General features: G+C 69.4%; 23 protein-coding genes. 13 read left to right on the top strand and 10 right to left on the bottom strand.

What is annotated here, in order from left to right:
* The first annotated feature begins 19 nt into the window (after positions 1 to 19).
* The 4 genes from A176_RS32845 to A176_RS32860 are packed head-to-tail and all read left to right on the top strand — an operon-like array spanning position 20 to position 3,198.
* Entirely contained in the window at positions 20 to 1,651 is a 1,632-nt protein-coding gene (locus A176_RS32845; RefSeq protein WP_044890190.1) for a methyl-accepting chemotaxis protein, read from the top strand.
* Between the two features lie 34 nt (positions 1,652 to 1,685).
* Positions 1,686 to 2,324, top strand: a complete 639-nt coding sequence (locus A176_RS32850) for a hypothetical protein (protein ID WP_002639683.1) — start codon at positions 1,686 to 1,688, stop codon at positions 2,322 to 2,324.
* Complete coding sequence (locus A176_RS32855) at positions 2,321 to 2,734, top strand: flagellar basal body L-ring protein FlgH (RefSeq protein ID WP_002639682.1); 414 nt, start codon at positions 2,321 to 2,323, stop codon at positions 2,732 to 2,734. Before A176_RS32850 ends, A176_RS32855 begins: the two co-directional genes overlap by 4 nt.
* Positions 2,731 to 3,198, top strand: coding sequence for a hypothetical protein (locus A176_RS32860; RefSeq protein WP_044890191.1), 468 nt, complete (start codon positions 2,731 to 2,733; stop codon positions 3,196 to 3,198). The genes A176_RS32855 and A176_RS32860 overlap by 4 nt, the downstream gene beginning before the upstream one ends.
* Positions 3,199 to 3,265: 67 nt before the next feature.
* On the opposite strand, the gene A176_RS32865 is transcribed toward A176_RS32860, so the two are convergent.
* Positions 3,266 to 4,783, bottom strand: coding sequence for an acyl-CoA synthetase (locus A176_RS32865; RefSeq protein ID WP_044890192.1), 1,518 nt, complete (start codon positions 4,781 to 4,783; stop codon positions 3,266 to 3,268).
* A gap of 186 nt (positions 4,784 to 4,969) precedes the next feature.
* On the opposite strand from A176_RS32865, the gene A176_RS32870 reads away from it, so the two are divergent.
* Genes A176_RS32870 through A176_RS32880 form a run of 3 tightly spaced genes read left to right on the top strand, consistent with a single transcriptional unit; the run spans position 4,970 to position 7,436 of the window.
* Complete coding sequence (locus A176_RS32870; RefSeq protein ID WP_002639679.1) at positions 4,970 to 5,845, top strand: TIGR04222 domain-containing membrane protein; 876 nt, start codon at positions 4,970 to 4,972, stop codon at positions 5,843 to 5,845.
* Positions 5,842 to 6,927 (top strand): MbnB/TglH/ChrH family RiPP precursor modification enzyme, encoded by a 1,086-nt coding sequence (locus A176_RS32875; RefSeq protein WP_002639678.1) that lies wholly within the window; start codon positions 5,842 to 5,844, stop codon positions 6,925 to 6,927. The genes A176_RS32870 and A176_RS32875 overlap by 4 nt, the downstream gene beginning before the upstream one ends.
* Entirely contained in the window at positions 6,924 to 7,436 is a 513-nt protein-coding gene (locus A176_RS32880; protein WP_002639677.1) for an SCO6045 C-terminal-like domain-containing protein, read from the top strand. The genes A176_RS32875 and A176_RS32880 overlap by 4 nt, the downstream gene beginning before the upstream one ends.
* Positions 7,437 to 7,473: 37 nt before the next feature.
* Here the strand turns inward: A176_RS32880 and A176_RS32885 are convergent, their stop codons facing one another.
* Positions 7,474 to 8,511 carry a synaptic vesicle VAT-1 family membrane protein gene (locus tag A176_RS32885; RefSeq protein ID WP_021781298.1) on the bottom strand — a complete coding sequence of 346 codons (1,038 nt, stop codon included), beginning with the start codon at positions 8,509 to 8,511 and terminating at the stop codon, positions 7,474 to 7,476.
* Between the two features lie 155 nt (positions 8,512 to 8,666).
* On the opposite strand from A176_RS32885, the gene A176_RS32890 reads away from it, so the two are divergent.
* Positions 8,667 to 9,665, top strand: a complete 999-nt coding sequence (locus tag A176_RS32890) for a lipase family protein (RefSeq protein ID WP_002637589.1) — start codon at positions 8,667 to 8,669, stop codon at positions 9,663 to 9,665.
* 65 nt (positions 9,666 to 9,730) lie between these two features.
* On the opposite strand, the gene A176_RS32895 is transcribed toward A176_RS32890, so the two are convergent.
* The 6 genes from A176_RS32895 to A176_RS32920 form a co-directional block, all read right to left on the bottom strand.
* Positions 9,731 to 10,921: an alpha/beta fold hydrolase gene (locus A176_RS32895; RefSeq protein ID WP_002637590.1), complete on the bottom strand. Its 1,191-nt coding sequence runs from the start codon at positions 10,919 to 10,921 to the stop codon at positions 9,731 to 9,733.
* A gap of 2 nt (positions 10,922 to 10,923) precedes the next feature.
* A complete protein-coding gene (locus A176_RS32900) occupies positions 10,924 to 12,585 on the bottom strand; it encodes a hypothetical protein (protein WP_002637591.1) in 1,662 nt (553 codons plus the stop codon).
* Positions 12,586 to 12,792: 207 nt separating this feature from the next.
* Positions 12,793 to 13,434 carry a hypothetical protein gene (locus tag A176_RS32905; protein ID WP_002637592.1) on the bottom strand — a complete coding sequence of 214 codons (642 nt, stop codon included), beginning with the start codon at positions 13,432 to 13,434 and terminating at the stop codon, positions 12,793 to 12,795.
* A gap of 101 nt (positions 13,435 to 13,535) precedes the next feature.
* Positions 13,536 to 15,095, bottom strand: a complete 1,560-nt coding sequence (locus A176_RS32910; protein ID WP_002637593.1) for an acyl-CoA synthetase — start codon at positions 15,093 to 15,095, stop codon at positions 13,536 to 13,538.
* A 26-nt stretch (positions 15,096 to 15,121) separates the two neighbouring features.
* Positions 15,122 to 16,117 carry a 3-oxoacyl-ACP synthase III family protein gene (locus A176_RS32915; RefSeq protein ID WP_002637594.1) on the bottom strand — a complete coding sequence of 332 codons (996 nt, stop codon included), beginning with the start codon at positions 16,115 to 16,117 and terminating at the stop codon, positions 15,122 to 15,124.
* Positions 16,118 to 16,126: 9 nt separating this feature from the next.
* Entirely contained in the window at positions 16,127 to 16,861 is a 735-nt protein-coding gene (locus tag A176_RS32920) for a TetR/AcrR family transcriptional regulator (protein WP_002637595.1), read from the bottom strand.
* 363 nt (positions 16,862 to 17,224) lie between these two features.
* On the opposite strand from A176_RS32920, the gene A176_RS32925 reads away from it, so the two are divergent.
* From A176_RS32925 to A176_RS32940, 4 genes are all read left to right on the top strand, one after another.
* Positions 17,225 to 18,163 carry a TraB/GumN family protein gene (locus A176_RS32925; RefSeq protein WP_226994060.1) on the top strand — a complete coding sequence of 313 codons (939 nt, stop codon included), beginning with the start codon at positions 17,225 to 17,227 and terminating at the stop codon, positions 18,161 to 18,163.
* Positions 18,164 to 18,660: 497 nt separating this feature from the next.
* Positions 18,661 to 19,137 (top strand): Lrp/AsnC family transcriptional regulator, encoded by a 477-nt coding sequence (locus tag A176_RS32930; protein WP_002637597.1) that lies wholly within the window; start codon positions 18,661 to 18,663, stop codon positions 19,135 to 19,137.
* A gap of 3 nt (positions 19,138 to 19,140) precedes the next feature.
* A complete protein-coding gene (locus A176_RS32935) occupies positions 19,141 to 20,361 on the top strand; it encodes an aminotransferase-like domain-containing protein (RefSeq protein ID WP_002637598.1) in 1,221 nt (406 codons plus the stop codon).
* A 171-nt stretch (positions 20,362 to 20,532) separates the two neighbouring features.
* Positions 20,533 to 21,279: an SDR family oxidoreductase gene (locus A176_RS32940; protein WP_002637599.1), complete on the top strand. Its 747-nt coding sequence runs from the start codon at positions 20,533 to 20,535 to the stop codon at positions 21,277 to 21,279.
* 283 nt (positions 21,280 to 21,562) lie between these two features.
* Here A176_RS32940 and A176_RS32945 read toward each other — a convergent pair whose 3' ends face one another.
* Positions 21,563 to 23,953: a lytic transglycosylase domain-containing protein gene (locus A176_RS32945; protein WP_002637600.1), complete on the bottom strand. Its 2,391-nt coding sequence runs from the start codon at positions 23,951 to 23,953 to the stop codon at positions 21,563 to 21,565.
* A gap of 350 nt (positions 23,954 to 24,303) precedes the next feature.
* Between A176_RS32945 and A176_RS39180 the strand changes: the two genes are divergently transcribed.
* A complete protein-coding gene (locus tag A176_RS39180) occupies positions 24,304 to 24,987 on the top strand; it encodes a hypothetical protein (RefSeq protein ID WP_002637601.1) in 684 nt (227 codons plus the stop codon).
* A 131-nt stretch (positions 24,988 to 25,118) separates the two neighbouring features.
* Here the strand turns inward: A176_RS39180 and A176_RS38410 are convergent, their stop codons facing one another.
* Complete coding sequence (locus tag A176_RS38410) at positions 25,119 to 26,024, bottom strand: M91 family zinc metallopeptidase (RefSeq protein WP_002637602.1); 906 nt, start codon at positions 26,022 to 26,024, stop codon at positions 25,119 to 25,121.
* Between the last annotated feature and the right edge of the window lie 16 nt (positions 26,025 to 26,040).

The following is a 26,040-nucleotide window of genomic DNA, read 5'->3' on the forward strand; positions in this document are numbered from 1 at the left end:
GGGGCTACGCTGCGCGGCGATGTCAGTCGGCCGGAATCTGCTGGTGAAGCTGTGCGTGGCCATGGGCGTGGTGGCGTTGCCATTGCTGCTGGTCATCCTGGGGTTCGTGCTGCCGGAGCTGCGCGAGCAGCTTCGCGAGGACCGCATCCTGGGGCTGAAGCAGGCGGTGGAGACGGCCTATGGCGTGCTGGAGGTCTACGAGGCCCGGGAGCGCGACGGCTCGCTGACGCGACAGGAGGCGCAGGAGCAGGCGGCGGCGCTGCTGGCGCGGCTGCGCTACTCCGGGGTGGAGTACTTCTGGGTCAACGACCTGGACACGCGCCTGGTCATGCACCCGCACCTGCCGGACATGCTGGGCAAGGACCTGCGGGGCTACCGCGACGTGCGCGGCAAGCCGGTGTTCGTGGACATCGTCCGGTTGGCGCGGGCGCAGGGCGCGGGCGCGGTGTCCTACGAGGCCACGCGGCCGGGCTCGCCAGAGGCCATTCCGAAGGAGAGCTACGTGAAGCTCTTCGCGCCCTGGGGCTGGGTGCTGGGCACGGGCGTGTACGTGGAGGACGTCGAGCGGGAGGTCGCGGCGGTGCGCCAGCGCATCCTCGTGGCGGTGGGCGGCGCGCTGCTGCTGGCGCTGCTGGCGGGCGTGTACCTGTCGCGGCGGGTGGTGCGGCCGGTGCAGGAGCTGGCGCAGGCGGCGCGGCGCGTGGCGCGGGGGGATTTGGACGCGCGGGTGGAGGTGCGCTCCTCCGACGAGGTGGGCCAGCTCTCGGCGGCCTTCAACACCATGGTGGGCGGGTTGCACGAGGTGGTGCGCGCGCTGGTGGAGGCGGCGGGGGCCACGGCGTTGGACGCCGAGCGCATCCGCACGTCCGCGGACACGCTGACCGTGGCGACGCGGGAACAGTCGGACTCGCTGCAGCGCGCGGCGGAGACAGTGCAGGGCATGAGCGCGCGGGTGTCCCAGGGCGCGGAGACGGCTCGCACGGCGGCGAAGACGGCGGTGGCGACGGGCGCGGTGGCGCGCGAGGGCGGCGAGGCGGTGGGGCAGGCGCTGAGGAAGATGGAGGAGATGGCCGGGGTGGTGGAGCGCTCGGCGACGACGGTGGAGCGGTTGCAGGCCTCGGGCCGGGTGACGGCGGAGATGCTGCGGCTCATCCAGCAGGTGGCGGAGGAGACGCAGTTGCTCGCGGTGAACACGGCCATCGAGGCGGCGCGCGCGGGCCAGCACGGCAAGGGCTTCTCGGTGGTGGCGGGCGAGGTGCGCAAGCTGGCGAACCGGACGCGCGACGCCGCGGGGCAGGTGCAGACGATGCTGGCCCGGAGCGAAGCGGACATGCGCGCGGCGGCGGAGCTGATGCGCCAGGGCACCACGATGGTGCACGAGGGCCTGGGCATGTCCTCCACGGCGGGCAACGCGCTGTCACGGCTGCTGGCCAGCGTGAATGAGATTGGCGGGACGGTGGAGCGGATGGCGGACGAGAACACGCGCCAGTCCGAGTCGGGCGAGCACATCGCCGGACGCATCCACGCGCTGTCGGCGCGCTCGACGGAGTCGGTGGCCGGCGTGCAACAGATTGCCCGCGCAGTGGAGGACCTGCACGCCCGGGCCTCCAAGCTGAAGGAGCTGGCCGCGCGCTTCACCGCGCGGGCTTGAGAGCCGGTGGGCGCCCGCTGGTATCCTGGCGGGCATGCGCCACGAACGAGGTGTGCTGCTCGCCAGCGTCTTGCTCGCAAGTTGCTCCAGCGCACCGTGGATGCCTCGCGAAGCCGAGCACTATGGATTCACGACGTCCGCCTCCCGGCGCGTCTGGGTCCGAGGGCCGTGGGAGGCCATCGTTCCCTCCAACGACATCGACGAGGTCATCGACCAGCTCTGCCCCGCCATCATGAAGTTGCCGGGCGCGATGGACCGCGACTATGGCCAGGAGTATTGCGGCGCGCTCTACACCCTGGGCGATGGGGTCTACCACGCCAGCTTCCCCTCACCACTCGGCCCCAGACGCCCCGTGGGGCCCAGCAAGCGGAAGACTTGTTATGCCCCCATGAGCATCCGCGATGAGCGTGGGCGGGCCTCGGTCATCGCGGACTACCACAGCCACCCGTGGTTCCCGTCCCCCATGTCCGAAGAAGACCGGAGAGCGAACACCCAGCGATACTTCATTCGCATCCAGTTCGACGCCCGGTGCATCATCCACAAGCTCGTCCCCTACGCGAACGAGCCTCGGCCCGGCGAGCTGTACGTCCGGGTGGACAAGCAGTGGCGGCTCGTCGGACACATCCTGCCTGACGATAAAGCCACGGGCCGCATCACCACGGTGACGGAATGAAGCTCAAGGTGCTCCTGTCCTGCATCATGCTCGCCGGCTGCGCCACCCGGCCCGGCCCTCTACCTCGTGTTCCTCCTGCGGAAGCGGCGTGGTTCAAGTTCCCCGATGCCTTGCCCGCGGATACCCGGCGCGAGGTCCCCGCGGCAACGGCGGCCGCCATTCAACTGGCCATGGATGATTTCCGGCCACGACATGTCCGCTTGCCCGAGGACGCGTCCGCCGTGGAGGTGTGTCTGAACCAGCGGCAGTCCTACGACGTGCGCACGGCGCCTTCGACAGAGGGAATCCTGCTCGTCCGATTCTCCGTCAGCCCCGGTGCCTGCATGCAGGAAGGCGCCGTCAACGACATGGGCGCCACCTACGCGGTGGACACGCAAGCCTGGCGCATCCTGGCGGTGCAACTGCCATGACGCCCATCCGCCCCTCTTCGCTTCTCGGGCTCGGTGCCTTGTCCCTGGCCTGCGTCACGGCTCCCGCGCCCATTCCCCGGGCGCCGGCTCAAGAAGCGGCACGCTTCAGCTTCCCACTCGAGCTCCCAGCAGAAGGGATGCTCCATCTGGATGGAAACACCGCCGCCGCCATTCAGCTCGCCCTGGAGGACTTCCTCCCGCGCGGGGCGCCGCTGCCCGCCGGCATCCCACCCGACGAAGCCTGCCTCCATCAGCAGCAGTCCTACGACGTGATGTCCGCGCCAGGGCCGGAAGGCGTGGTCCTCGTCCAGTTCACCCCAAATGATGCGGTCTGCCCTCCCCCACCCGGCCTCTCTGTCGAGGCCCGCTCCGGCAAGCCACTCCTGGACGTCACGACCTACGCCGTGGATGTTCGCACCATGCGAATCCTGTCCGTCGGCGTGCACGTTCGTCCGCGCTCATGATTCACGTGGCCGCGCGCTTCACCGCGCGGGCTTGAGAGCCGGGGCGCGGGGAGAACTTGTGGGCAACTCAGGGCGCGCCGTGCGTGGCGCTCAGGGCCCGCCGGTCGACCTTGCCCGCCGAGGTCCTTGGTAGCGCATCGATGAAGCGCACCGACTTCGGCGTCTTGTAGCGGGCCAGCCGTCCGTCGCAGAACGCCAGCAGCGCCTCGGCGGACGGCGCGGTGCCCGGCCGGGCGACGACGAGCGCTCGCGGCGTCTCGCCCCACTTCGGGTCCACGACGCCAATCACAGCCACCTCCGCCACCTCGGGGTGTCCCGCGAGGACACTCTCCACTTCCGACGGATAGATGTTCTCCCCACCCGAGATGATGAGGTCCTTGCTCCGCCCCACGATGCGGAAGCACCCTTCCGCGTCCCGCACCGCCAGGTCCCCCGTGTGCAACCAGCCCCCCGCGAACGTGCGCGCGGTGTCCTCGGGCCTGCGCCAATACCCCGCGCACAGGTGCGGCCCCCGCAACAGCAGCTCCCCCACGTCCCCCGGCTGCGCTTCCCCTTCGATGCGGGCCTCGACGTGGAACAGCGGCACGCCCACCGCCCCCGGCTTGCGGCGCACGTCCTCCGGCGGCAGCCAGAAGTTGTTGGGCCCCGCCTCGGTGAGGCCGTAGCCCGTCTTGAAGTCCACGCCCCGCGCGAAGAAACGCTCGAACACGGGCTCCGGGCACGGCGCGCCGCCGCTGATGACCAACTTGACGCGCGACAGGTCCACCGCATCGAAGCGCGGGTGGCGCTGCATCTCGATGAACATGGTGGGCACGCCGAACACGAGGTTCACCACGCCGCGCTGCACGAGGTCGAACACGCCCTCCACATCGAAGCTCCGGCACACCACCGACGCGCCGCCCACGTACACCAGCGGCGCGGTGAAGACGCTCAGCCCTCCCGCGTGGAACAGCGGCGCGTTGAGCAGCGCCACATCCCCCGCCGTGAGCCCCCACCCCATGACGGTGTTCACCGCGTTCGCGGTGATGGAGCCATGAGTGAGCACCGCCGCCTTGGGCAGCCCCGTGCTGCCGCCCGTGTAACAGAGCACCCACGGCGCATCCGCCTCCAACTCCAGCGCGGGAAGGGAAACATCCTTCTGCCCGTCGCGCTCGGAGAAGGCCCGCTCCCCTAGGCCCGGTGACGCCAGACTCAGCCAGTGCTTCACGAACGCCGCCCCAGGCCGGACCGCCTCCGCCTGGGCACGGAACTCAGGGCCGAAGACGAACACGGAGGGCTCGGCGTCCGCGAGCAGGCTGCCCAGCTCCGAAGCGCTCAACCGCCAGTTGAGCGGCTGGAGGATGGCGCCCAACTTCGCGCAGGCGAAGAAGAGGTCGAGGAACTCGACGCCGTTGTACGCGAGCACCGCGACCCGGTCGCCCCGCCCCACGCCCAGCGCATGGTGCAGGAACGCCGCGGTGCGGGAGGCCGAGGCATTCCACTCCCGAAAGGAGATGTGTCGCTCACCGTGTTGGGCGTCGATGAGCGCGGTCCGCTCGGGCGCCAGTGCCGCACGGCGGGCCAGCCAGTCGTGAACGATGGGCATGGCCTCCACGCTAACCCGGTTCGTGACGGGAAGACGCGTCCCACCGCCCAGGCTATGCTGCACGATTGGCGCCACCCCGTGGCGCTCCAGTGGCACCCGGATGTCACGAAACTGTCGCGGGCGAGGACTGTCACTCCCGCCCGACAGCATTTCATCAGGGAGCGAACCGACTGGGAGGGCGCACCGATGGACTTCCTGAACCTGCCGGGCCCGCAGTTTCTGAAGGTGTTCATGGCGTTGAGCCTCGGCGCCATGGCGCTGGGCTTCACCCTGAGGTGGCTGCTGCGCGCTCCCGGGGGCAGCCTTCAGCCGCTGCCGGCAACGTGGGACCCCTTCGAGGTCGCGATGCTGTCAGGACCCAAGGCCGTCGTGCATACGGCCCTGGCCAAGCTGCTCCACCAGAAGGCGCTCAAGGTGGAGGACGGTCTCCTGGTCACGACGGGCGCTCAAAGCAAGTTCGCCTCGCCCGTGGAGCGGCTCGTTCATGAAGCGATCAAAGAGCAGGAGGACAGCAACGACAAGCTCGTCGAAAGGGTCCAGCCCGCCTTCGGGCGGCTCAAACGCAACTTGAGCCAGCGCGGCTGGTTGGTCAGCGGCACCCAGGCGCTCTGGGCCCGGTGGCTTCCGCCCCTGCCGATGCTCTTCGTGCTCCTGCTGGGATTCTCCAAGATTCTCCTGGGCGTGGAGCGCGGCAAGCCCGTCCTCTTCCTGTGCCTCCTCTGCGTCGCCGGAGTGGTAGGGCTCGTGATCCTGATGCGTCCGGTGTGGACCAGCCGACTGGGAGCCTCCGTCTACCGAACCCTGCGCGAGGAGCAGAGGCCGCTCCAGGAATCGAGCCGTGGCGCGGAGTCCCCCCAGGCCCTGAGCAGTAACGCCTTGTGCTTGGCGGTGGCCCTCTACGGCCTGGACGTGATGACCGTGGGTGACTTCGCGCTGCTGCCCCGTCACCTCCTGGGCAATTCGCTCTCGACGGGCACGTCATCGTCGAGCGGCGGCTGTGGGAGTGACAGCAGCAGTTGCGGTGGAGGGGGCGGTTGTGGGGGCTGCGGAGGTGGGGATTGACGGCGCTCGGGCTTCGGGGCGTCGGCATTGGTTGGCGCCGGGAGCTGGCGCACTTCATCGACCGCTGGCAGGGGCTCGGCTTCGTCGAGGTCCTCGCCGAGCACCTCTCACCAACGGGTCCCCTCCCCGAGCCGCTCGTCCGGCTTCGCGAGCGCGGCGTCCCCGTGGTGTTGCACGCCGTCTCGTTGGGGCTGGGCTCGGCGGAACCTCCCGAGCCGCGCCGCCTCGACGGGTTGGCGCGGCTGTCAGAGCGGCTGGGCGCCGTCTGCGTCAGCGAGCACCTGGCGTTCGTCCGCGCGGGAGGACTCGAGTCAGGACACCTGCTGCCTGTGCAGCGCTCCGAGGAAGCATTGGAGGTGCTGACCGAGAACATCCGGCTCGCCGAAGCCGCGCTGCCAGTGCCGCTCGCGCTGGAGAACGTGGCGTCGTTGTTCGAGTGGCCCGACGCCGCTTTCCATGAGGCGGACCTGTTGCGAGGGGTGCTCGCGCACACCCAGGCGTCGCTGCTCCTGGACGTGGCCAACCTCCATGCCCAGGTGCTCAACCACGGGACGGACGCGGACGCGGTGCTCGCCGCCGTGCCTCGGGAACGGCTGGCCTATGTGCATGTGGCTGGCGGCATCCAGCGCGGTGGGCTGTACCACGACACCCACGCGCATCCGCTCCCCGAGGGCCCGCTCGCGCTGCTGGAGCGACTGGCCGCGCGGCTGGGCCCCGTGCCCGTGATGCTCGAGCGCGATGACCGCTTTCCGCCCGAGGCCGAACTCGCCGCCGAGCTGACGTGGATGGAGCAGGCGCTCGAGCGCGGCATCGCTCGCCACGCAGAAGCGAAGCACGCACGCGCCCATCCGCACACCGAGCCGTCAACGACGCCCGGCGGCGCCCGGAACCCCGCGCCGCCCGCTACGCGTGATGGTGCTCATCCGCACGCCGAGCCGACAACGAAGCTCGGTGGCGCCCGCAGCACCGAGCCACACGCCACGCGTGATGGCGCTCATCCGCACACCGAGCCAACAACGAAGCTCAGTGGCGCCACCCTCGGACGCGAGTTCATCCCCGAGGACAGGGAGCGCCATTCATGAGCGCGAGGGAGCGACTGGCGCGGGAGCAGGAGGAACTGGTGCGCGCGCTCGGAGTGGGCGCTCCCGTGCCAGCCGGGTTCGACGCGTCCCGTGTCCTCGCGGCGGCGCAGTCCTTGATTTCCAAGCGGCGTCGGAGCGTGGAGCGAGCCTGGCCCGTCCTGGCGGCGGCATTGGGCCCGGACTTCGCGCACAACTTCGAGACATGGGCCCGGGCCCATCCCATCTCCGTGAACCCAGACGCACACGCGGATGGCCGCCGCTTCGCACAAGCGCTTCAAGCCGAAGGCCGACTGCCGGGCAGGCTGTCCAGGAACCTCCTCGACTTCGACATCACGTGGAAGATGACACCCGCGGGCGAGGCGGTGCGACGCCGGGGCTTCGCACTCATCATCCGACGTCACGACACGACGCACCGATTCCTGTGGGCCTTGAGGCTACCCGGAGGACGCGTGCTGCGATGGGCCCCGGAGCCTCCGTCCAGCCGCGGGGCGGCGCTTCCACAGGGATGAGCCCAAGGCGCGTCCTGGCCACACCCCGCGCCCGCGCTCACGGCACCAGCACCAGCTTCCCCACCGTGCCACCGGACTCCAGCGCCCGATGCGCTTCCGCCACCGCGTCCAGCGGATACGCCTTCACCGGCGGCGGCACCAGCTTCCCTTCGTCCAACCAGCCCAGCAGCCGCGCCATGGACTCCTCCAGCACGGCGCGCTGCTCGAACAGGTACGACAGGTTGAACGCCATCACACTGGTGTTGTCGTTGGTGAGCGAGAGCGGATCGAACCGAGGCGTCCGCAGCCAGTCCCAAGCGAGCTTCGCGTAGTTCGGCCGTCCACCGGTGCGAGGCAGCATGGAGTGGAAGCCATAGATGACCAGCTTCCCAGGCGACGCCAGGTGCTTGTAGCTGTCGCGCAGCGTGGACGGCCCGTTCGCGTCCAGCACCACGTCATACCCCTTGGGCGCCGCCAACTTCGCCGCGCGCCACAAGTCCTCCCGGCTCTTGTCGATGACGACCTCCGCCCCCTGCGCGCGGGCCGTCTCCACCTTGTGCGTCCCACCCACCACCCCCACCATCCGGCACCCGGCGATGCGCCCCAGTTGGAGCAGCGCCCCGCCCACGCCGCCCGCCGCCGAGTGCACCAGCACGTTGGCCCCCGGCCGCGGGTGCGCCAGTTCGAACAGCGCGTAGTACGCGGTGAGGAACACCGTGGGGAACCCCGCGGCCTGCTCCATGCTCAGCCGCGCGGGCAATGTGAACAACTGGTGACGGGGCACCGTGACGTGGGTGGCGTAACCCCCAAAGCGCGTCACGCCGAACACCCGCGCTCCGGGTGCCAGGTCTTCCACTCCCGGCCCCACGGCCTCCACGTGGCCGGCGAACTCGAAGCCGGGGGTGATGGGCCACCCCACGTACTCCTTCGCGGAGGCGTACAGCCCCATGCGGATGACGCAGTCCGCATAGTTCACCCCGATGGCCTCGGTGGCCACCCGGACCTCACCGAATCCAGGTGAATCCTGATTCACCTCTTCAAGGTGGAGCTGCTCGTACCCACCCGCTTTGGGGATGACGACCTTGCGTGCGCGCATGGCCCGTTGATTACCACGCGACGCAACGCGACAACGTCCGCGCACGTCCAGTCAGCGGAAGACGCGAGAGCGAGATGTCTCTAGACTGTGTATCGCGCTCGAGAACACGACTCGTTCCGGACGCGTCTTCCAAAAACAAACGAAGGAGTATGCCCATGCGACTGAGGCCTTCGCTGTATATCGCGAGCACGCTGCTGCTTGGCATCACCACTGGCTGCGGCGAGGACATCGCGCCGCACGAAGAGGAACTCGGCGCGGTGGAGGCCGCAGCGGTCTCCACCTCCGGCGCCACGACGCACTTCCGGAGCTGGCTGTCCGCCAACGGGTACAACAGCTACGACTTCGTTCGCGCGGAGCTCTCGGGCGGAAGCTTCGGCGGCAAGGAACACGCGAATGACACCGTGACGAAGCAGCCCGTCATCTTCATCCACGGCAACTCGGACAAGGCGGTGGGCTCGGTCTTCGGCCAGACGGGCTGGACGAACTCCATCGAGTACTTCCAGTCGCGGGGCTACAAGACGAGCGAGCTGTACGCGACGACGTGGGGCCCGGCGAACGCGCTCCAGTCGCCGAACCAGTACCACTCGAAGGCGAACGTGATGAAGGTTCGCAAGTTCATCGAGGCGGTGAAGGCGTACACGGGCGCCTCGAAGGTGGACATCGTCGCCCACTCCATGGGCGTGACGCTGGCGCGCAAGGCCATCATGGGTGGAACGGCCCACGACGCGGCGGACGGCGGCTCGTACAACGTGGGAGCGCCGCTCACGTCCTCGGTCGACACCTTCGTCGGCATCGCCGGCGCCAACCTGGGCCTGACGTCTTGTTACATGTCCGGCCCGTCCACGCCGACCTGCGGCTCCACCAACGGCCTGTACCCGGGCTACCTCCTCTGGGGCAGCGTCACCGGCCGCTCGACGTACCTCAATGACCTGCGCTCCAAGAGCCGGTACGAGGGCGCGTACATCTACTCCATCTACTCCACGGCGGACGAAATCATCGGCTTCGATGGCATCGTCTATGGCGAGTACACGTCGCGCATCCCCGGGCAGAACGGCGAGAAGCGCTACACGGGCTACCCCTACGGCCACTTCAACTCGAAGGACCTGACCGAGGCCGTCCAGTACGAGATGGTGGTCAACCACCGCGTCCCGTAGCCCTCCGCACCCGGCACCTCCACCCTCGATGCAGGGTGGAGGTGGACCGGTCCAACACGCCCCGGCTACGGCACGGGCAGCACGCCCGGCGTCGGCTCGCCTTCCTGGCCCGGCGTGGGCGGAGGCAGCGTGCCCGGCGACTGCGGCTCGGACGACGGCGTGGAGGGCGAGTCCGGCGTCGGCGCCTCCTGCTTCTCTGGAGCGGCCGGCACCGGAATGCTCCCCGCCACCGCTTCACGCACGAAGGCGAAGGCCGCTTCGTTGAAGCGCTCCGGGCAGTCGAGTTGCACGGTGTGGCCGCAGCCCTCCATGGCCACCAGCTTCGCCCCCGGAATGTGGGACGCGCCGTACTCCATGATGCCGCGCGCCTCGCCGCCGTGGAGGAAGGGGTTGGGGATGAGCCGGTCATCCGTGCCGTAGATGATGACGGTGGGCACGGTGACGCGGTGCAGGTTGCCGCGCACGAAGTCGTTGTTGGACAGGCCCCGCACCGTGCGCACGTTGGCGTAGGCGTAGGCGTCGAACTCGGGTGACTTCGTCAGCCGCACGCGCTCTTCAATCAACCACTCCAGCTCCGGGCGCCAGTGCATGAAGTTGCCCTGGCGCACGCTGCCCCAGATGGCGGACTCGGGCGCGGCCTTGATGAACTCGGTGCTCATCACCCGCGCGAACCACTCCTTCTCCCGCCAGGTGAACTTCTCGAAGCCGGCGGGCGACGCCAGCACCAGCGCGCTCAGCGAATCCGGGTAGCGGATGGCGTAGGAGAGCGACGTCTGCCCGCCCATGGAGTGGCCGGCCAGCACGGGCTTCTCCACGCCCAGGGTGTCCACCAGCTCCAGCACCGCGTCCGCCATGGCCTCCATGGTGTACGGGAAGCCGCCGGGCTTGTCGGACTTGCCGAAGCCGGGCAGGTCCACCGCGATGACGCGGTAGCCCTGCTGCTGGAAGGCGTCGAGCTGCGCCCGCCAGAACTTCAGGTACGAGCCCAGGCCGTGGATGAACACGACCGTCTTGGCGTCCGGGCCGCTGCCGGGCATGTCGACGTAGGCCATCTCCGGAATCACGGCCATGCCGTACTGATTCGCGGTGCGCGGCAGGGGAATCCGGTTCACCGGCCAGGGCTGCTTCGTGCCCTCGGAGGTGTAGTCCAGGTCCTGGAACGAGAGCGCGGGCTGGTGCGCGAACGAGCGCACGCAACCGGCGGAGGAGAGCCCCGCCGCGAGGAGCAGGGCGGTGAATGCGCGGGAGGTGCTCATGGTCAGAACGCGTACCAGGTGAAGGTGGTGAAGGCGGAGAAGGGATTGGTCCGGATGGTGGGCGAGCCGTCGTAGAAGCTGCCCCGGAACAGGTAGCCCGCGTGCAGGCCCACCGTCATCAGGTAGCGGATGTGGTAGCGCAGCTCCGCGTTGACCTCGGTGCCGATGTACCGGCCGCGCTCGACCTCCGGCGTCCAGCGCACGGGCGTCGCGTCGGACGTCGCGGTGCCCACGCCCAGCTTGACGTTGAACTTGTTGGGCACCACGTCCCACGCCGCGGTGGCGATGGCGGCGCGCATGCCGTAGCCCTGGTTGGAGATGTCCGTCACCGCGCCCGTGTAGTTGTTCACCGTGCTGGTGAACGGGAACAGGATGAGCATCTTGTGGTTGAACCACACCGCGCCCGGCAGGCCGTACTGGTTGAGGGTGAAGGCGCCGGTGTAACGGCTGTCGGACAAGTCATCGTCGCCGGTGGTGTACATGCCCTCCAGCGTGAGCATGTCCGCGGGGCCGCGGCCCCACTGGTACATCAGCTCCAGGTTGGCGGAGAGGCCGGAGATGGTGAGCTCGGAGAGGGCGGAGCGCTCCGGGTCGTCACTCACGAACTTGCCGCCGTTGTACATGACGAAGCCGGACGCGCCGAAGCGGCCGTTGCGGAAGTCGATGTTGTGGTTGAAGTTGGCGCCCGCGTAGACGACGTTGCCCGTGGGCCGCGTGATGTCGAAGCGCGCCGTGCCCGTGAAGGTGTTGAGGCCCGTGGAGGATGGACCGCTCTTCACCAGGCCCTCGAAGGCGTAGGCGTCACCCTTCGTCTGGTCGTTGAGCAGCCACAGCGACACGCCCACGTTGGTGTTGGGCCGCACCGGGTACACGTAGTCCGCGGTGAGGAGCCAGATGAACTTCAGGCGCGGGTCGTTGCGCGTGGCCTTGTCCGCCTGCGCGCTGCCCAGCGGCATCAGGCTCAGCTTGGCCAGGCCCTTGTAGCCGCTGAAGATGGAGATACCCGTGGCGTCGCTGCCCACGAAGCTCATCTTGTAGCCGGTGCGGGTGATGTCCGACAGCGGCGTGCGCGTGGGGTCGTAGACGTTGTCGTAGAGGGGCTGCGTGCCCACCAGAATCGTCAGCTCGCGCGGCTTGCGCGTGGGGTACAGCGCGACGTTGACGTTCTTCGTCTGGATGTTGACCTGGTCGGCGTTGAAGCCGCCGCCCTCGTTCTGCTGGAGCGCGTTGGCCGACCGGCCCCACATGTAGTCGATTTCGAACTGCGCCCGGAACGACGCCAGCCCGTCCACGAAGTGGGGGCTGTACTCGATGACGGGAATCCACCGCTGCTCGATGAAGTACGCGGACAGGCCGGGCTCGGCGCGCACCGCGCTTCCGGCGGGCAGGCCAATGGGGCCCAGCGCCACGCCGCGAAGGCCGGCCGGGTCGCCCACCTGGTTCTGCACCGAGAGCCGCGTGAAGAAGTAGTTGATGAGGGTGAACTCGCGCGGCTTCGCGTCCTCGTCGCGGTTCTCCTCGTTGTTCCACTCACCGAAATACAAGCCGGGAACCGGCGTGCTCTGCGCCGCGGCCGGGAGCGACACACCCGCCAGCGCCAACGCCAATACGCCCGCGGAGCGCCGCGCCGTCCTGCGTGCCTCGGACAACCACCACCGTGCCATAAACACCTCGGCCCCACGCCAGGGGGCGCTTCCGGCCGTCACGCCGGACTGCGAACGTCTGCGAGCTCGTTGCTTCCATGGCCCGCGGACTGCCCGCCTCGCGAGGCCGTTTTCCACCCCTGCGCCCGCGCCACACGGAAGTCCCTCCGGGCACGGGCCCCACACGGAAGGGAGGAGGAGCACGCCTCCCTTCCGGAGAGACTCAGGCTAGCTGCCGCTGATGACGTAGCTCTGCACCGCGTTGCCGGTGAACGGCTGCGAGTTGCCGCCGATGACCTGGTTCACCGAGGCCGAGCCGACGCCGCCCGCCGCGCAGTTGGCGCCCGTGGCGCCGCCCTCGAAGAAGAGCTCCAGGTCCAGCTTGCGCTGATCCGCGGAGAACGAGCCGCGGCCCACCTGACGGAAGCCCGGGAAGGTGAACGCGACGTCGAAGCACTCGCCGTCCGCGGACACGTTCTCGATGCTCACCACGGTGGAGGTGAAGGACAGCGGGTTCTGCGCGACCTCCGGGTTGCAGGTTCCCGTCTGGCCCGCGTTCGGCGCGCCTTCGATGGTGCCCGGAACGCTGTCGACGCGGAAGTTGCCGCCCTGCACCGTCATGGTGACGCTCTGGTAGCACTGCGAGCTGGCACCGAAGTTGACGTCTTCGCTGAAGCCGTTCGGATGGCTGGGAATGTCATCCCCGCGCATCGTCAGCGTCTTGCCTTCCAGGAACGTCTGGATGCCCTGCGCCGTGCTCAGGTTGGGGGAGTTGTTGCCGTCGGGGCCAGGGTTGATCGGGTCCGCCTCACCACAACCGACCAGACACAGCGCAGACGTCATCACCGCGGACAGCAGCTTCTTGTTCATGGTTGCTCCTCCTCTTCCGGCGGCATCGCCGGGCTGACGCGACAGTCGACAGGTAGCGAGCCACCGGTGGCGGTGGCCCGTCCATCAAGGTGCGTTCACACTCAATGACGCGGCTTGTCCGTGTCCGAGGCGACCGCCGCCTCGCGAAGCTCGCGCTTGAGAATCTTGCCGGCCGCGGAGATGGGCAGGCGCTCCAGCAGCTCCACGCGCTTGGGCACCTTGAAGCGCGCCACCCGGCCGCGCAGGTGCTCCAACAACGCCTCCGCCGAAACCTTCCCATCCGGTTTCAGCACGACATAGGCCCGGCCCACTTCGCCCCACTTCTCGTCGGGCACGCCGACCACGGCGCATTGCGCCACCTCGGGGTGCTCGTAGAGCGCGGCCTCCAGCTCCAGCGGGTAGATGTTCTCGCCGCCGGAGATGAACATGTCCTTCTTGCGCCCGGCGATGGTGAAGAAGCCGTCCGCGTCCATGCGCGCGAGGTCGCCCGTGTGCAACCAGCCGTCCGGGTCGATGGCCTCGCGCGTGGCCGCCTCGTCCTCGAAGTAGCCGGAGCACATGGAGGGCCCCTTGAGGATGAGCTCGCCCACCTCGCCCGTGGCCACCTCGCGGCCGTCGTCATCCACCAGCTTCGCGGCGATGAAGTAGTTGGGCCGGCCAATGGAGCCCGCCTTCGACACCGCGTACTCCGGCCCCATGCTGAACAGGCCCGGGCCGAACTCCGTCATGCCGAAGCCCTGCTTGAAGGGCACCGGGTGCACCGCCTGCCACGCCTGGATGAGCGGCACCGGCAGCGCCGCGCCGCCGCTGGTCATGAAGCGCACCGAGACGAAGTCCGTCGTCCTGAAGCGCGGCGACTCCATGAGCTGCTGGTACTGCGTGGGCACGGCGAAGAAGAGCGACACCTTCTCACGCGGGATGAGGTCCAGCAGCGCGTCCGGCTCCCACCGCCGCATCAACACCACGGTGCCGCCCACGGTGAGCAGCGGCAGCGTGTACACGAGCAAGCCGCCCGTGTGAAACATGGGCGTGTGCGTCACCGTGACATCACCGGGCCGCACTTCGTGGACGAGCGTGTTGAGCGTGTTCCACGCCACCATGCGGTAGCTGACGCGCGCGCCCTTGGAGCGCCCGGTGGTGCCGCCCGTGAAAATCAGACACAGGATGTCCTCCTCGGACACCGCGTCCTGTGTCACCGGCGACGCCGACACATGCGACAACGTTGTTTCATACACGTCCGCGCCGGGCAGCCCCTGGGGCTCCAGCGCGACCAGGCGAGGGCCGCCGCCCAGGCGCTCGCGGACGTCCGCCACGGTGTCGCGGAACTCGTCGCCGAAGAGGAGGACGCTGGGGCGGATGGAGCGCACCAGGTCCGTCAGCTCGGCGGCGTGCAGCCGCCAGTTGTACGGGACGAAGACGGCGCCAATCTTGGCGCAGGCGAACAGCGCGTCCAGGTACTCCACGCCGTTGTGGGCGACGATGCCCACCCGGTCACCCTTCTTCACGCCGGCCACGTCCCGCAGCCAGCCGCCCAGCGCGGTGGCGCGCGCGTTCATCGCGCGGTAGGTGAAGCGGCCCGCGTCGCCACGGGCCACGTCCACCACCGCGACGTGGTCGGGCCAGTACAGGGCACCACGGCCCATCCAGTCACCGATGAACATGTGAGCGCCCTCCGTCATGGCGTGACTCAGGCCGTCCAGCGGTAGAGGGCGGAGGCCATGGCGAGCCCGCCGCCGCTGGCACACAGGGCCACGAGGTCACCGCGCTGCACCTTGCCCTGCACCACCGCGTCATCCAGCGTCATCGGGATGCAGGCCGAACCGGTGTAGCCCCACTTGTCCATGGTGTAGTGGGCCTTCTCCATCGGCTGGCCCAGGATCTTCATGGTGGCTTCGATGGTGCGCAGGTTGAGCTGCGTGAAGACGAACTGCTTCACGTCGTCCAGCTTCAGGTTCTGCCGCTTGAGGAGCTGGTCCAGCAGCATGGGCCAGCGCTCGGTGTTGAACGTCGCCGGGAACTTGCGGACGAACTGCACCGCGGGCTTGCCGTTGGTCAGCTCCAGCGCCTCGGCCGTGGCCGGGCGGTTGGTGCCGCCGGTGTAGACGCCCAGCGCGTCGTGGTACTCGCCGTTGGCCAGCAGCTTCGCGCCCAGGAAGCCGGGCTTGTCACTGGCGCCCAGCACCACCGCGCCCGCGCCGTCCGCGAACAGGGTGGCGGTCTTCTTGTCCTTCCAGTTGATGTAGCGCGACATGCCGTAGGCGCCCACGACGAGGATGCGCTGGTAGCTGTCATCCGCGGCGATGGTCTTGGAGCCCACGTCCAGCGCCGTCACCCAGCCCGCGCACGCGCAGTTGAGGTCGTAGGTGCCGGCGTTCACCGCGCCCAGCTTCGCCTGCACCACGGAGGCGGTGGCGGGGCTGAGGTAGTCGGGCGTGTCGGTGGCGATGATGATGAGGTCCAGCTCCTCCGGCTTCGTGCCCGAGCGCTCCAGCGCCTGACGGGCCGCGCCCACGCACAGGTCGGAGGTGACCTGGTCATCCGCCATCATGTGGCGCTCGCGGATGCCCACATTCTGCTGGAGCCACTCATCCACCTTCTCACCGAGAATCTTCTCGACGTCGGCGTTGGTGAGGACCTTCTCGGGGACGTAGCGGCCAGTGGAGAGAATCTGGGCGTATCGCATGGGTGTTCGTCAGCTCCGGGCGCCGCGCGCCGGACGGCGGGCGGAACGCAGGGTGTTCTTCTTCGGGGTCTTCGGTTTGGGCTTCGCCTTCGAAGCCGTGGAGGACTTCACGGTGTTGCGGCCCGTGGACGGCGCACGCGGGTCCAGGCCGTGGGAGATGAGCGTCATCGCGGTGTCGAGGACGCGGTCGAGCCCCGGGTCTTCCTCCCAGAGGACCCAGCGCATGCCGAGAAAGTCACTGATGCCCATGAGGCAGTAGGCGAGCGCCTCCGGGTCCATGCGGCGCACCTCACCGGCCTCCATGGCGCGGGTGAGGCCACTCACGTAGCCGCGGGCGAAGCGGTCGTAGTAGCGGCGGTAGCACGCCTCGTCCACGAACTCCGCCTGCCGCACCACGCGATAGAGATTGGGGTGCTGGCGCACGAACTGGAAGAAGGTGCGCAGGCCCTGGCGCTCCACGTCGACACGGTTTTCGCATCCGGCCACCGACTCCGCGATGAGGCGGCGCAGGCGCGTGCCCAGCTCGTCCACCACTTCCACGAAGATGGACTGCTTGTCGGGGAAGTAGACGTAGAACGTTCCGAGCGCCACGCCACCCTTGCGCGTGATGTCCGCGATGGAGGCGCGCTCGTAGCCCTTCTCACCGAAGACCGACTCAGCAGCCTTCAACAGCTTCGCACGCGTCCGCTGGCCTCGCGGCGTGACGGGTCCGGAGCGGTCTGGAGAAGCTGAAGCCCGATTCATGTTTCACCTAGCGGTAGCACCCGGCAAGGAGGGTGTCAAAGCACGGTCGATGGCTCCGCGCGTCAAAGCGCACATACGACGCAGAGCGTCAGCGTTCGTGCGGCGCTGACGGATGCGAAGCCTACCCTGAATGTTCAGTACAGGTGGCCCCGCAAGGGGCGCCGTTCCATGTCTGGCCATGCCGCGCGGCGCGTGGCGGAACGGGCGCGACCGGCGCGTGCGCGAACCGAGGTAGAGTGAAGCTTCGCAGACGCCCCGCCACTGAACGCGGGCTCCGAGGAACGCCGCGCTCTCGCGGCGCCTCGCACGGTGCGTCCTCGTGACGTCCCCGCGCAACGGAAACACCGCCGGTCCATGCACGCCATGAAGTCATCCTCCCTGCTGACCTCCCTGCTCCTCTCGACGTGGCTTGGCCTGGGCTGCGCCTCGACTCCGGCGCCAACGCCCGACGCCGCCGCGCCCACCGACACGGGCCTCGCCTTTCTCTGGGAGGTGACGGACTCGAAGGGCGGGCTCGCCTACCTGGTGGGCTCCGTGCACCTGGGCAAGGAAGGAACCTTGCCGCTGACGCCCTCCATGGAGACCGCGTTCGAGAAGTCCGACGTGCTCGTCGTCGAGGTCGACGTGGGCAAGGTGGACACCGCGGACATGCAGCGGCTGCTGCGTGGGCTGGGCCTGCTGCCCAAGGGTCAGCGACTGACGGACCGACTGGAGCCGGAGACGATGATGCTGCTCGGCAGCACCGCCGAGCGCCTGGGGCTCGAGCTCCGCAATCTGGAGCGCCTGCGCCCCTGGCTCGTGGGACTGACGATTGGCGTGATGGAGTTCCAGCGCGCGGGCTACCAGCAAGGCCACGGCGTGGACCGCGCGTTCCTCGACCGCGCGCGCGGCGTCCAGATGGACATCGTGGAGTTGGAGACCGCGGAGTCCCAGCTTCGCCTGTTGGCCGAGACGCCGGAGCCGCTGCAGGACCTGATGCTCCGGGACCAGCTCCGCCGCGAGCGCCCTGTCGCGGAGGTGCTCGAGCTGCTCATCGGGACTTGGAAGGCCGGTGACGCGGAGCGGCTCGCCCAGTTGCTCCTCGAAGGCGCGGAGGACCCGACGTACCGCCCTGTCTACGAGCGCATCTTCTTCGAGCGCAACCAGCAGATGGCCCGCAGCATGGAAGCGATGCTCGCTGAGCCCCGCACGCACTTCGTCGTCGTGGGCGCGGGCCACGTCGTGGGGCCGGGCGGCATCGTGGACCTGCTCCAGAAGCGCGGCTTCACGGCGCGCCAGCTCCCTCGCGACGTCTCCAGGTAGTACGCGCGGCGCGGCACGCCAGCTAACGCGCGACGTCTCCGGGTAGTGCGCGCGGCGCGGCGCAGCCACCGCCCGCGCGTCGTCTCCAGGTAGTGCGCGGCGAGGCGCTCCAGCCCCCGCGCGTCGTCTCCCAGTAGCACGCGCGGCACGGCGCGCCAGCTAACTCGCGTCGTCTCCAGGTAGCACGCGCGGCACGGCGCGCCAGTGCCCGCGAGATGTTTCCAGGCAGCACGCGCGGCGCGGCACAGCGTTCACCCGCACACGCCACACGGCGTCATCACGCCCTCGGGCAGATGACGCCACGCCCTTGGCGCGACACGTTCCCGCCGTCCAGCCGAGGCCTCGCCCGGCGGCAGCCCCGCACACTCCCAGCTCCCGCCGCCCGCACCGTTTCGCGGGCGACCCTCGGCCACCCCCGGAGTTGCATCCTTGGGGCTTCAAATATAAATTATCTGAGTTCTTGCCGAAGCGCTTATAAAATCAAGGCGATGCGCCCCATGTACCTGGACGAACAAGACCTCCGCATCATCGACCTGTTGCAGCGCGACGCCCGCGCCACGCAATTGGAGATGGCGCGCGCGGTGAAATTGTCCCAGCCAGCGGTGGCGGAACGGATTCGCAAGTTGGAGGAGCGCGGCGTCATCTCGGGCTACTCGGCCCGGGTGGACGCGGCGAAGCTCGGCAAGGACATCACCGCCTTCATCGGGGTGAGCATCGAGCACCCGAAGTACTTCGACGAGTTCCTCAAGAAGGTCTTGTCGCTGCCGGACGTCCTGGAGTGCCACCGCGTGGCGGGCCAGGACTCGTACCTGCTGAAGGTGAAGACGGCGAACACGAGGTCGCTCGACTCGTTGCTGGTGGGGACGTTGCGCACCATCGCGGGGGTCACCCGCACGCAGACCACCATCGTCCTGACGTCCATGAAGGAAGACACGCATGTCCACGTGTCTCCAGAACCCCCGAAAGGAGCGTGAGCCATGAGCGCTGACGCGATGAGCGCCCCCCTCCCCCCGCCGCCCGTCTGGCGGTTGGCCCAACGGATGTCCCGCATCAAGACCTCCGCGGTGCGCGAAATCCTCAAGGTCGCTGAACGGCCGGACATCCTCTCCTTCGCGGGAGGCCTGCCCGCCCCGGAGCTCTTCCCGCTGGAGGCCATCGCGGAAGCTCACGCCGAGGCCCTGGCCACGGAAGGCCGCGCCGCGCTCCAGTACAGCACCACCGAGGGCTTCGCCCCGCTGCGCGAGTGGATTTGCAGCCACCTGCAGAAGCGTGGCCGTCAGTCCAACGCGGACCAGGTGCTGATCACCAACGGCTCGCAGCAGGGCATCGACCTGGTGGCCAAGGTGCTGCTGGACCCCGGTGACCTGGTCATCGTGGAGAACCCCAGCTACCTGGCGGCGCTCCAGACGTTCGGCGCCTACGAGGCGCGCTTCGCCACCGTGGGCAGCGACGACCAGGGCATGCGCACCGACGACCTGGAGCGCCTGCTGGCCACACACAAGCCCAAGCTGGTGTACGTGGTCGCCAACTTCCAGAACCCCAAGGGCACCACGCTCTCCCTGGAGCGGCGGCGCGAGCTGGTGCGGCTGGCGCAGCAGCACCGCTTCCTCATCCTGGAGGACGACCCGTACGGCGAGCTGCGCTTCCGCGGCGAGCACCTGCCGTCCCTGGCCTCCTTCGACGACGAGGGTGTCGTCGTCTCGCTGGGCACCTTCTCCAAGACGCTGGCTCCGGGCATGCGCCTGGGCTGGGCGGTGGGTCCGCGGGACTTCGTGCGCAGCCTGGCCGTCGCCAAGCAGTCCACGGACCTGCACACCGCCACGCTGGCCCAGCGCGCGGTGGTGAAGCTGCTGGCCCGCTTCGACTACGCGGCCCACCTGGAGGCGCTGCGCCCCGTCTACGGCGAGCGCGCCCAAGCCATGCTGGACGCCCTGGAGAAGTACATGCCCGCGGGGACGCGCTGGACGCACCCCGAAGGCGGCATGTTCCTGTGGGTGGAGCTGCCAGGCGGGCTGGACGCGCAGGCCCTGCTGGCCAAGGCGGTGGAGGAGAAGGTGGCCTTCGTGCCCGGCGGCCCCTTCTTCGCCAACAACCCGCGCCCGGAGTTCATGCGCCTCAACTACTCCAACCGCCCGCCTGACCTGATTACCGAGGGCATGCGCCGCCTGGGCGGGGTCATCACCGCCGCGCTGGGGTAGCTCGCGAACGGGGTGTCCTTGCCGCGCCGCGTCGGAGACGACGCGGCGCTTTTCGTTTCCAGGAAGTTGAAGCTTGATTCAGGTTTCAAATCGCTCGCCGCTGGCCAGCGGGGGCGGGGTTTCGTAGCCTGCGCGGCATTTCGTACCACCCCACCTGCCGGAGAGAGACACATGCAGCTCAAGGACCTGAAGATCATCGTGACGGGCGGCGCCCAGGGCATGGGCGCGCACTTCGCGCAGCGCCTGCACGAGGCGGGCGCCCAGGTGGCCGTGGGTGACGTGGCCGAGGAGCGCCTCGCCGCGCTGCCCGCCGGCATCCACCGCCGCAAGCTGGACGTGTCCTCCGAGGAGGACATCGTCTCCTTCGTCAACTGGGCGCAGGGCGAGATGGGCGGCCTCAACGGCCTCATCAACAACGCGGGCATCCTGCGTGACGCGCTGCTGGTGAAGAAGGACCGGAACACCGGCGAGGTGAAGAAGCTGTCCACGGCGGACTGGAACGCCGTCATCGGCGTCAACCTCACGGGCGCCACGCTGATGGTGCGCGAGGTGGTGGCGAAGGTCGCCGAGTCCGGCCAGAAGGGCGGCGTCGTCGTCAACATGTCGTCCATCGCCCGGCACGGTAACCGCGGCCAGTCCAACTACGTCTCCGCGAAGGCGGCGCTGGCGGCCAACACCGTCACCTGGTCGCGCGAGTTCAGCCCCTTCGGCGTGCGCGTGGGCGCGGTGGCCCCGGGTATGATCGAGACGCCGATGACGCAGGGCATGAACCAGAAGGCCCGCGACGCGCTGGTGTCCAACATCCCCGTGGGCCGCATCGGCCTGCCCGAGGACATCTGGCTGGCCGTGAAGTTCATCCTGGAGTGCGACTACTTCAACGGCCGCACCATCGACGTGGACGGCGGCCTCAACTTCTGAGGCCCAGCTCCCGGCGGCGCGGCGACGTGCCGCCGGAGTTCCCGGCGGACGGCGGAGGCGTGAGGCATCCGCCAGCGCACCGTCGACTCGCGACGCACGGCGGAGGCTTGTGGCCTCTGCCGGTGCGCGACGCAAGGCGGAGGCGCGAGGCCTCCGCCGGCACACCGCCGACTCATGGCGCACGGCGGAGACTTGTGCCCTCCGCAGGTGCGTAGCGCGAGACATCCGCCTGCACACAGCCGACGCGTGGCGCACGGCGGAGACCCTCGCCTCCGCCGGTGCCTCACCGCCGGCTGGCGTCACTCAAGCGCAAGTCGCGCAGCACCGCGGGCTCGTCCGCGTAGAGCAGCTTGTAGGCGCTGTAGCTGCCCAGCACCTTCTTCACGTACTCGCGCGTCTCCTCGAAGCCGATGTGCTCCACCCACTCGTCGAGCTCCGCTTCGGGCAGCGCGTGCCGCCAGCGCTCCACCGCACGCGGCCCGGCGTTGTAGGCCGCCACCGCGTAGGCGACGTTGCCTCCGAAGTGCTTGAGCAACTGTCCCAGGTACGCCGCCCCCAGGCGGATGTTCGTCGTCGGCTCGAGCAGCGCGGCCTCCCCCGGCGCCGGCATGTCCAACGCGTCCGCCACCTGCCGCGCCGTGGCCGGCATCAACTGCGCCAGACCCAGCGCACCCGTGGCCGAGCGCGCGCGCGCATTGAACCGGCTCTCCTCGCGAATGAGCCCCTGAAGCAGGTCCGGGTCCACGCGGTGGGCGCGCGAATAACGGGCAATGGACGTGCGGAAGGCCAGCGGCCACGTCGCCTCCCAGACGGGCCGCGACGCGGCGCTCAGCGGGCCGTGCACCTCTTGCTTCAGCGAGGTGCGCGCCACCTGCCTCGCGGCCCGGTTGCGCCCTGTGCGCTTCAGCGTCTGGTACAGCAGCCGCGCCGGCGACTCGGACAAGCCACGCGCATCCACGGCCAGGAACTCCTCCACCGCGCCCGGCAGGCCCAGCCGCATCAACTCCACGCCCGCGAGGAAGCGCGCGTCCCGGGCGAGCGTCCCGGGCGGCAGCGGCCAGATCTCCTCGGACTCCCCCACCTCATCCAGGGCCTCCTCATCCGGCTGCCCCGAACCGCCCGTGCCTTCTTCCAGGGCCTCGGCACTGGCGGGACGGGCATGCAGCCGCGCCACGCGCTCCGGCGACAGCAGCGCGAGCCGTGAACGGGCGAGCATGCCGTACCAGGCCGCGGGCCGCTCGGTGGCGATGTTCGCGTAGCTGTCCATTGCGGCCTGTGCGGTGGGCCCGGTCTCCTGCATCCGCGCGCGCCAGTACCGCGAGCGCCAGAGGGCCTCGTCCGTGCGCGCCGCCTCGGGCAGGTTCTCCACCGCCGTCAGCGCGGCCAGCGCCGCGGGCGCATTCGCCTTGCGCGAGTGCAGCCAGAAGGCACGGAACAGCGACTCCGAGGCGAAGTTCCCCGCCGGATAGCGGCGCGCGGCCTCCTCGTAGCGCACGAGCGCGGTGTCCACGTCCCCGAGCCGCTGGAGAATCCACGCCTCGAAGAAGAGCGCGTCATCCGCGTAGCCGTGCTCCGGGTAGTCCCGCGCCAGCGTGGCATACGTGCCAACGGCCGCCTTCGGGTCCACCACCGACTGGGAGTAGCCCAGGATGTAGAGCGCCTGGGGCCGCAGCTCCGACGCCGTGCACCCCGTCACCATGGGCTCGAGGACATCGATGGCCCGGCGGTGCTTGCGCTCCTTGCGCAAGGCCCGGCCATAGGCGAGGTGCGAGCGGCAGGCCAGCTCGTCCGGCATCTCCACGTGCGGCAGCACCTTGTCCAACAAGGCCACGCCCGCGTAGTTGCGATGCAGCTCCACCAGCGCCTCGGCGCGGCGGACCCGCCACTTGAGCGGCAGGGGCAGACCCTTCAGCCGCTGCTCGGCGCGCTTCGCCTCGCGCGACAACGGACTGGTGGCCCACACCTCCAGCAGCGCGCGGTGCTCCGCGTTGTACTGGCCCTGCGCGCGCGCCAGGTCGCAGATGGCCAGCAGCGCCTTCATCCGCAGCGCGTCCGGGCCGCGCGACTGGCGGCTGTCGATGAGCTCCTGGAGCGCCGTCAGCGCCCCCGGGATGTCCCCTCGGCGCTGGAGCACCCGCGACAGGCTGAAGCGCGCCTCCGGATACAGCGGCGAGCCCGAGCTCACCGCGCGGTAGTGCTCCGCCGCTCGCTCCAGCTTGCGGAGCCGCTCATTCGACTGGGCGGCCCGCAGCAGGGCGTGGTCCTTCAGCGCGGCGTAGTCCTGCGACAGCGCGGAGAACTCCTCGGCCGCGACCGCGGTGTTGCCGCCCTGCAGGGCGCTCTGGGCCATGAGGAAGCGCACCTGCGGCGTGGCCTCCTCCTGGGACAGCAGCGCCCGCGCGCGCGTGTAGCGGCCCCGCCGGAACTCCGCATACGCCTTGGCCAGCGAGCCTTCCGCGAAGTACGGCGTCAGTTGCTCCGGCCCGAAGGCTTCGGTGGACAGCTCCCCGTCGGAGGGTTGCGCCACCGGCGAGTCGAGCAGCGCCTCCAGTTGGTCCTCGGAGAGCACCTCACCGGGCTCTTCCTCCAGGGGCGCCTGTGCCCACGAAGGGGATGCGCCCAGCATGCCCGCGCACGCAAGGAACACCACGGCACCCGTTCGAAGTCCGTCCATGACCGCCCTCATTGTTGAACCAGGGGCGGCAATGCATCGTCACTCGGCGTGCGATTGGGACGGGGACATCACACGACTTTCGCCGCGCGCGTCAGCCAGCGGATACAGCGCGGCCCAGGGCCCGAGCGCGGTTGCTCGAAATCCAACGAGTCGCCGCGGGCGCACGTAGGCACGTCTGCGGGCAGGTGGCCGGAGGCACCACCGCCCCATGGGACGCTGGCGGCGAATCTGGCACCACGGATTCTTTTGCAACACGATTGCACATACGAAACGACCGTGCCATATGCGGTGACGCGCTGAAGTCGCATGAAGGCTTCGCGCCATTCATCCACCCTGTGCCGGAAACCGTGATGCTCCTTCGACCCTTCTCACTGGCCTTCGTGGCCGCGGCGGCGCTTGCCCTGACCGCCTGCGGCGATTCCGATTCTGATACCGACCCCGTCATCGAGTGTGGCGGCTTCGGCCACCTGCACGGCGACCACTGCCACTGTGACGAGGGCTACACCGAGCAGGGCGACACCTGCGTCGTCGCCGAGGAGCCCGTCGAGGAGTGCGGCGGCTTTGGCCACCTGCACGGCGACCACTGCCACTGTGACGAGGGCTACACCGAGCAAGGCGACACCTGCGTGCCCGCGGAGACGCCGGTGCTGGACTGCGGCGAGCACGGACACGCGCACGGCGACCACTGCCACTGTGACGCGGGCTACGTCGAGCAGAACGGCACGTGTGTCGCGGAGGCGCCAGTGCTGGACTGCGGCGAGCACGGACACGCGCACGGCGACCACTGCCACTGTGATGAGGGGTATGCCGAGGAGAACGGCACCTGCGTTCCCGCCGAGTGCGGCGGCCATGGACACCTGCATGGCGACCACTGCCACTGCGACGAGGGTTACGTGGAGCAGGGCGACACCTGCGTGCCCGAGACGCCGGCGCTGGACTGCGGCGAGCACGGACACGCGCACGGCGACCACTGCCACTGCGACACCGGTTACGTCGAACAGAACGGCACGTGTGTCCCGGCGACCACGCCATAGGGACTCGGGCCCGTACGGCTGAAGCCCTCCCGGGCTCGCGCGCCCCGGTGCGCGAGCCCGACTGAAACGACACGGGGCGGGCTCCCTCCCCGGGAAGCCCGCCCCTGCGCGATGCGGCCTCGCCGCCCGTCTCAGCCCTCCAGGTCGTTCACGATGCGGCCCATGGGCGACGGCTCGCCGAGCACCCGCCTCTGCAAGAAGGTGCGGTTGTCGGTGCCCTGGTCGTAGATCTTGAAGCTCTCATCGATGCTGTTGTTGCCAGGGCGGAAGCCCGAGTAGTCCTGCCGCGAGGGCAGCCCGTGCTCCGCGCGAATCGCGTTCTCGCTGGGCGCCCAGCCCGCGGGCGTGTGCGGCGTGGGGCGCAGGCCAATCGTCTCGAACTCCTCACGCAGGCGCAGGCGCTCCTCGACCGTCTCCTTCATGGGCGTGGTGTACTGGGGGTGCTGGTTGAAGACGGGCGCGTTGGCGTGCTTGCTGGCCGCCAGCGGGCTGACCTGGAGGCCGTTGGACGCGCGCCACGCGTGGACCGACTCGTGGCCCAGGCTGTTGAAGCGCTGCGCGCCGCCCTGCTCGTTGTAGTTGATGTTGCTGGGCCGGCCCGCGCCCGGCATGCCGTCGTAGCGATACGCCGGCCGCGTCGAGGCGTACGTGCCGTCGTTCCGGGGCACGTGCGAGTTGGGCATCCCGGCGTTGCGGCCCGAGTAGATGTCCGCCACCGTCAGCGGCTGGCGCTGCGTGCCCGTCACGCCCGGGTTCACCGCCTGCGTGCGGCCGTTGAGCTCCGTCATCATCCGCCGGCCGTTGGGCTGGCTCATCAGCGTGTCCGTGGAGACACGCGTGTCCCGCGTGAAGTCCGCGAAGTCCGCGCCGGACTGGCCGTTGTCGCGGCGCGTGCGGATGCCCTGGAGGTCCGGATGCGTCACGCCGTAGTCCGTGCGGCGCAGGTTGTCCTTGCCCGTCTGCAGCTCGCTGGGCGTCGGGCGCGGGGCGCCGGGCCTCGACGAGGCCTCCGTCTTCGGCGTCTTGCTCGTGTCCACTCGGGAGGGAGCGCTG

The organism is Myxococcus hansupus (assembly GCF_000280925.3).
GTDB classification, from domain to species: domain Bacteria; phylum Myxococcota; class Myxococcia; order Myxococcales; family Myxococcaceae; genus Myxococcus; species Myxococcus hansupus.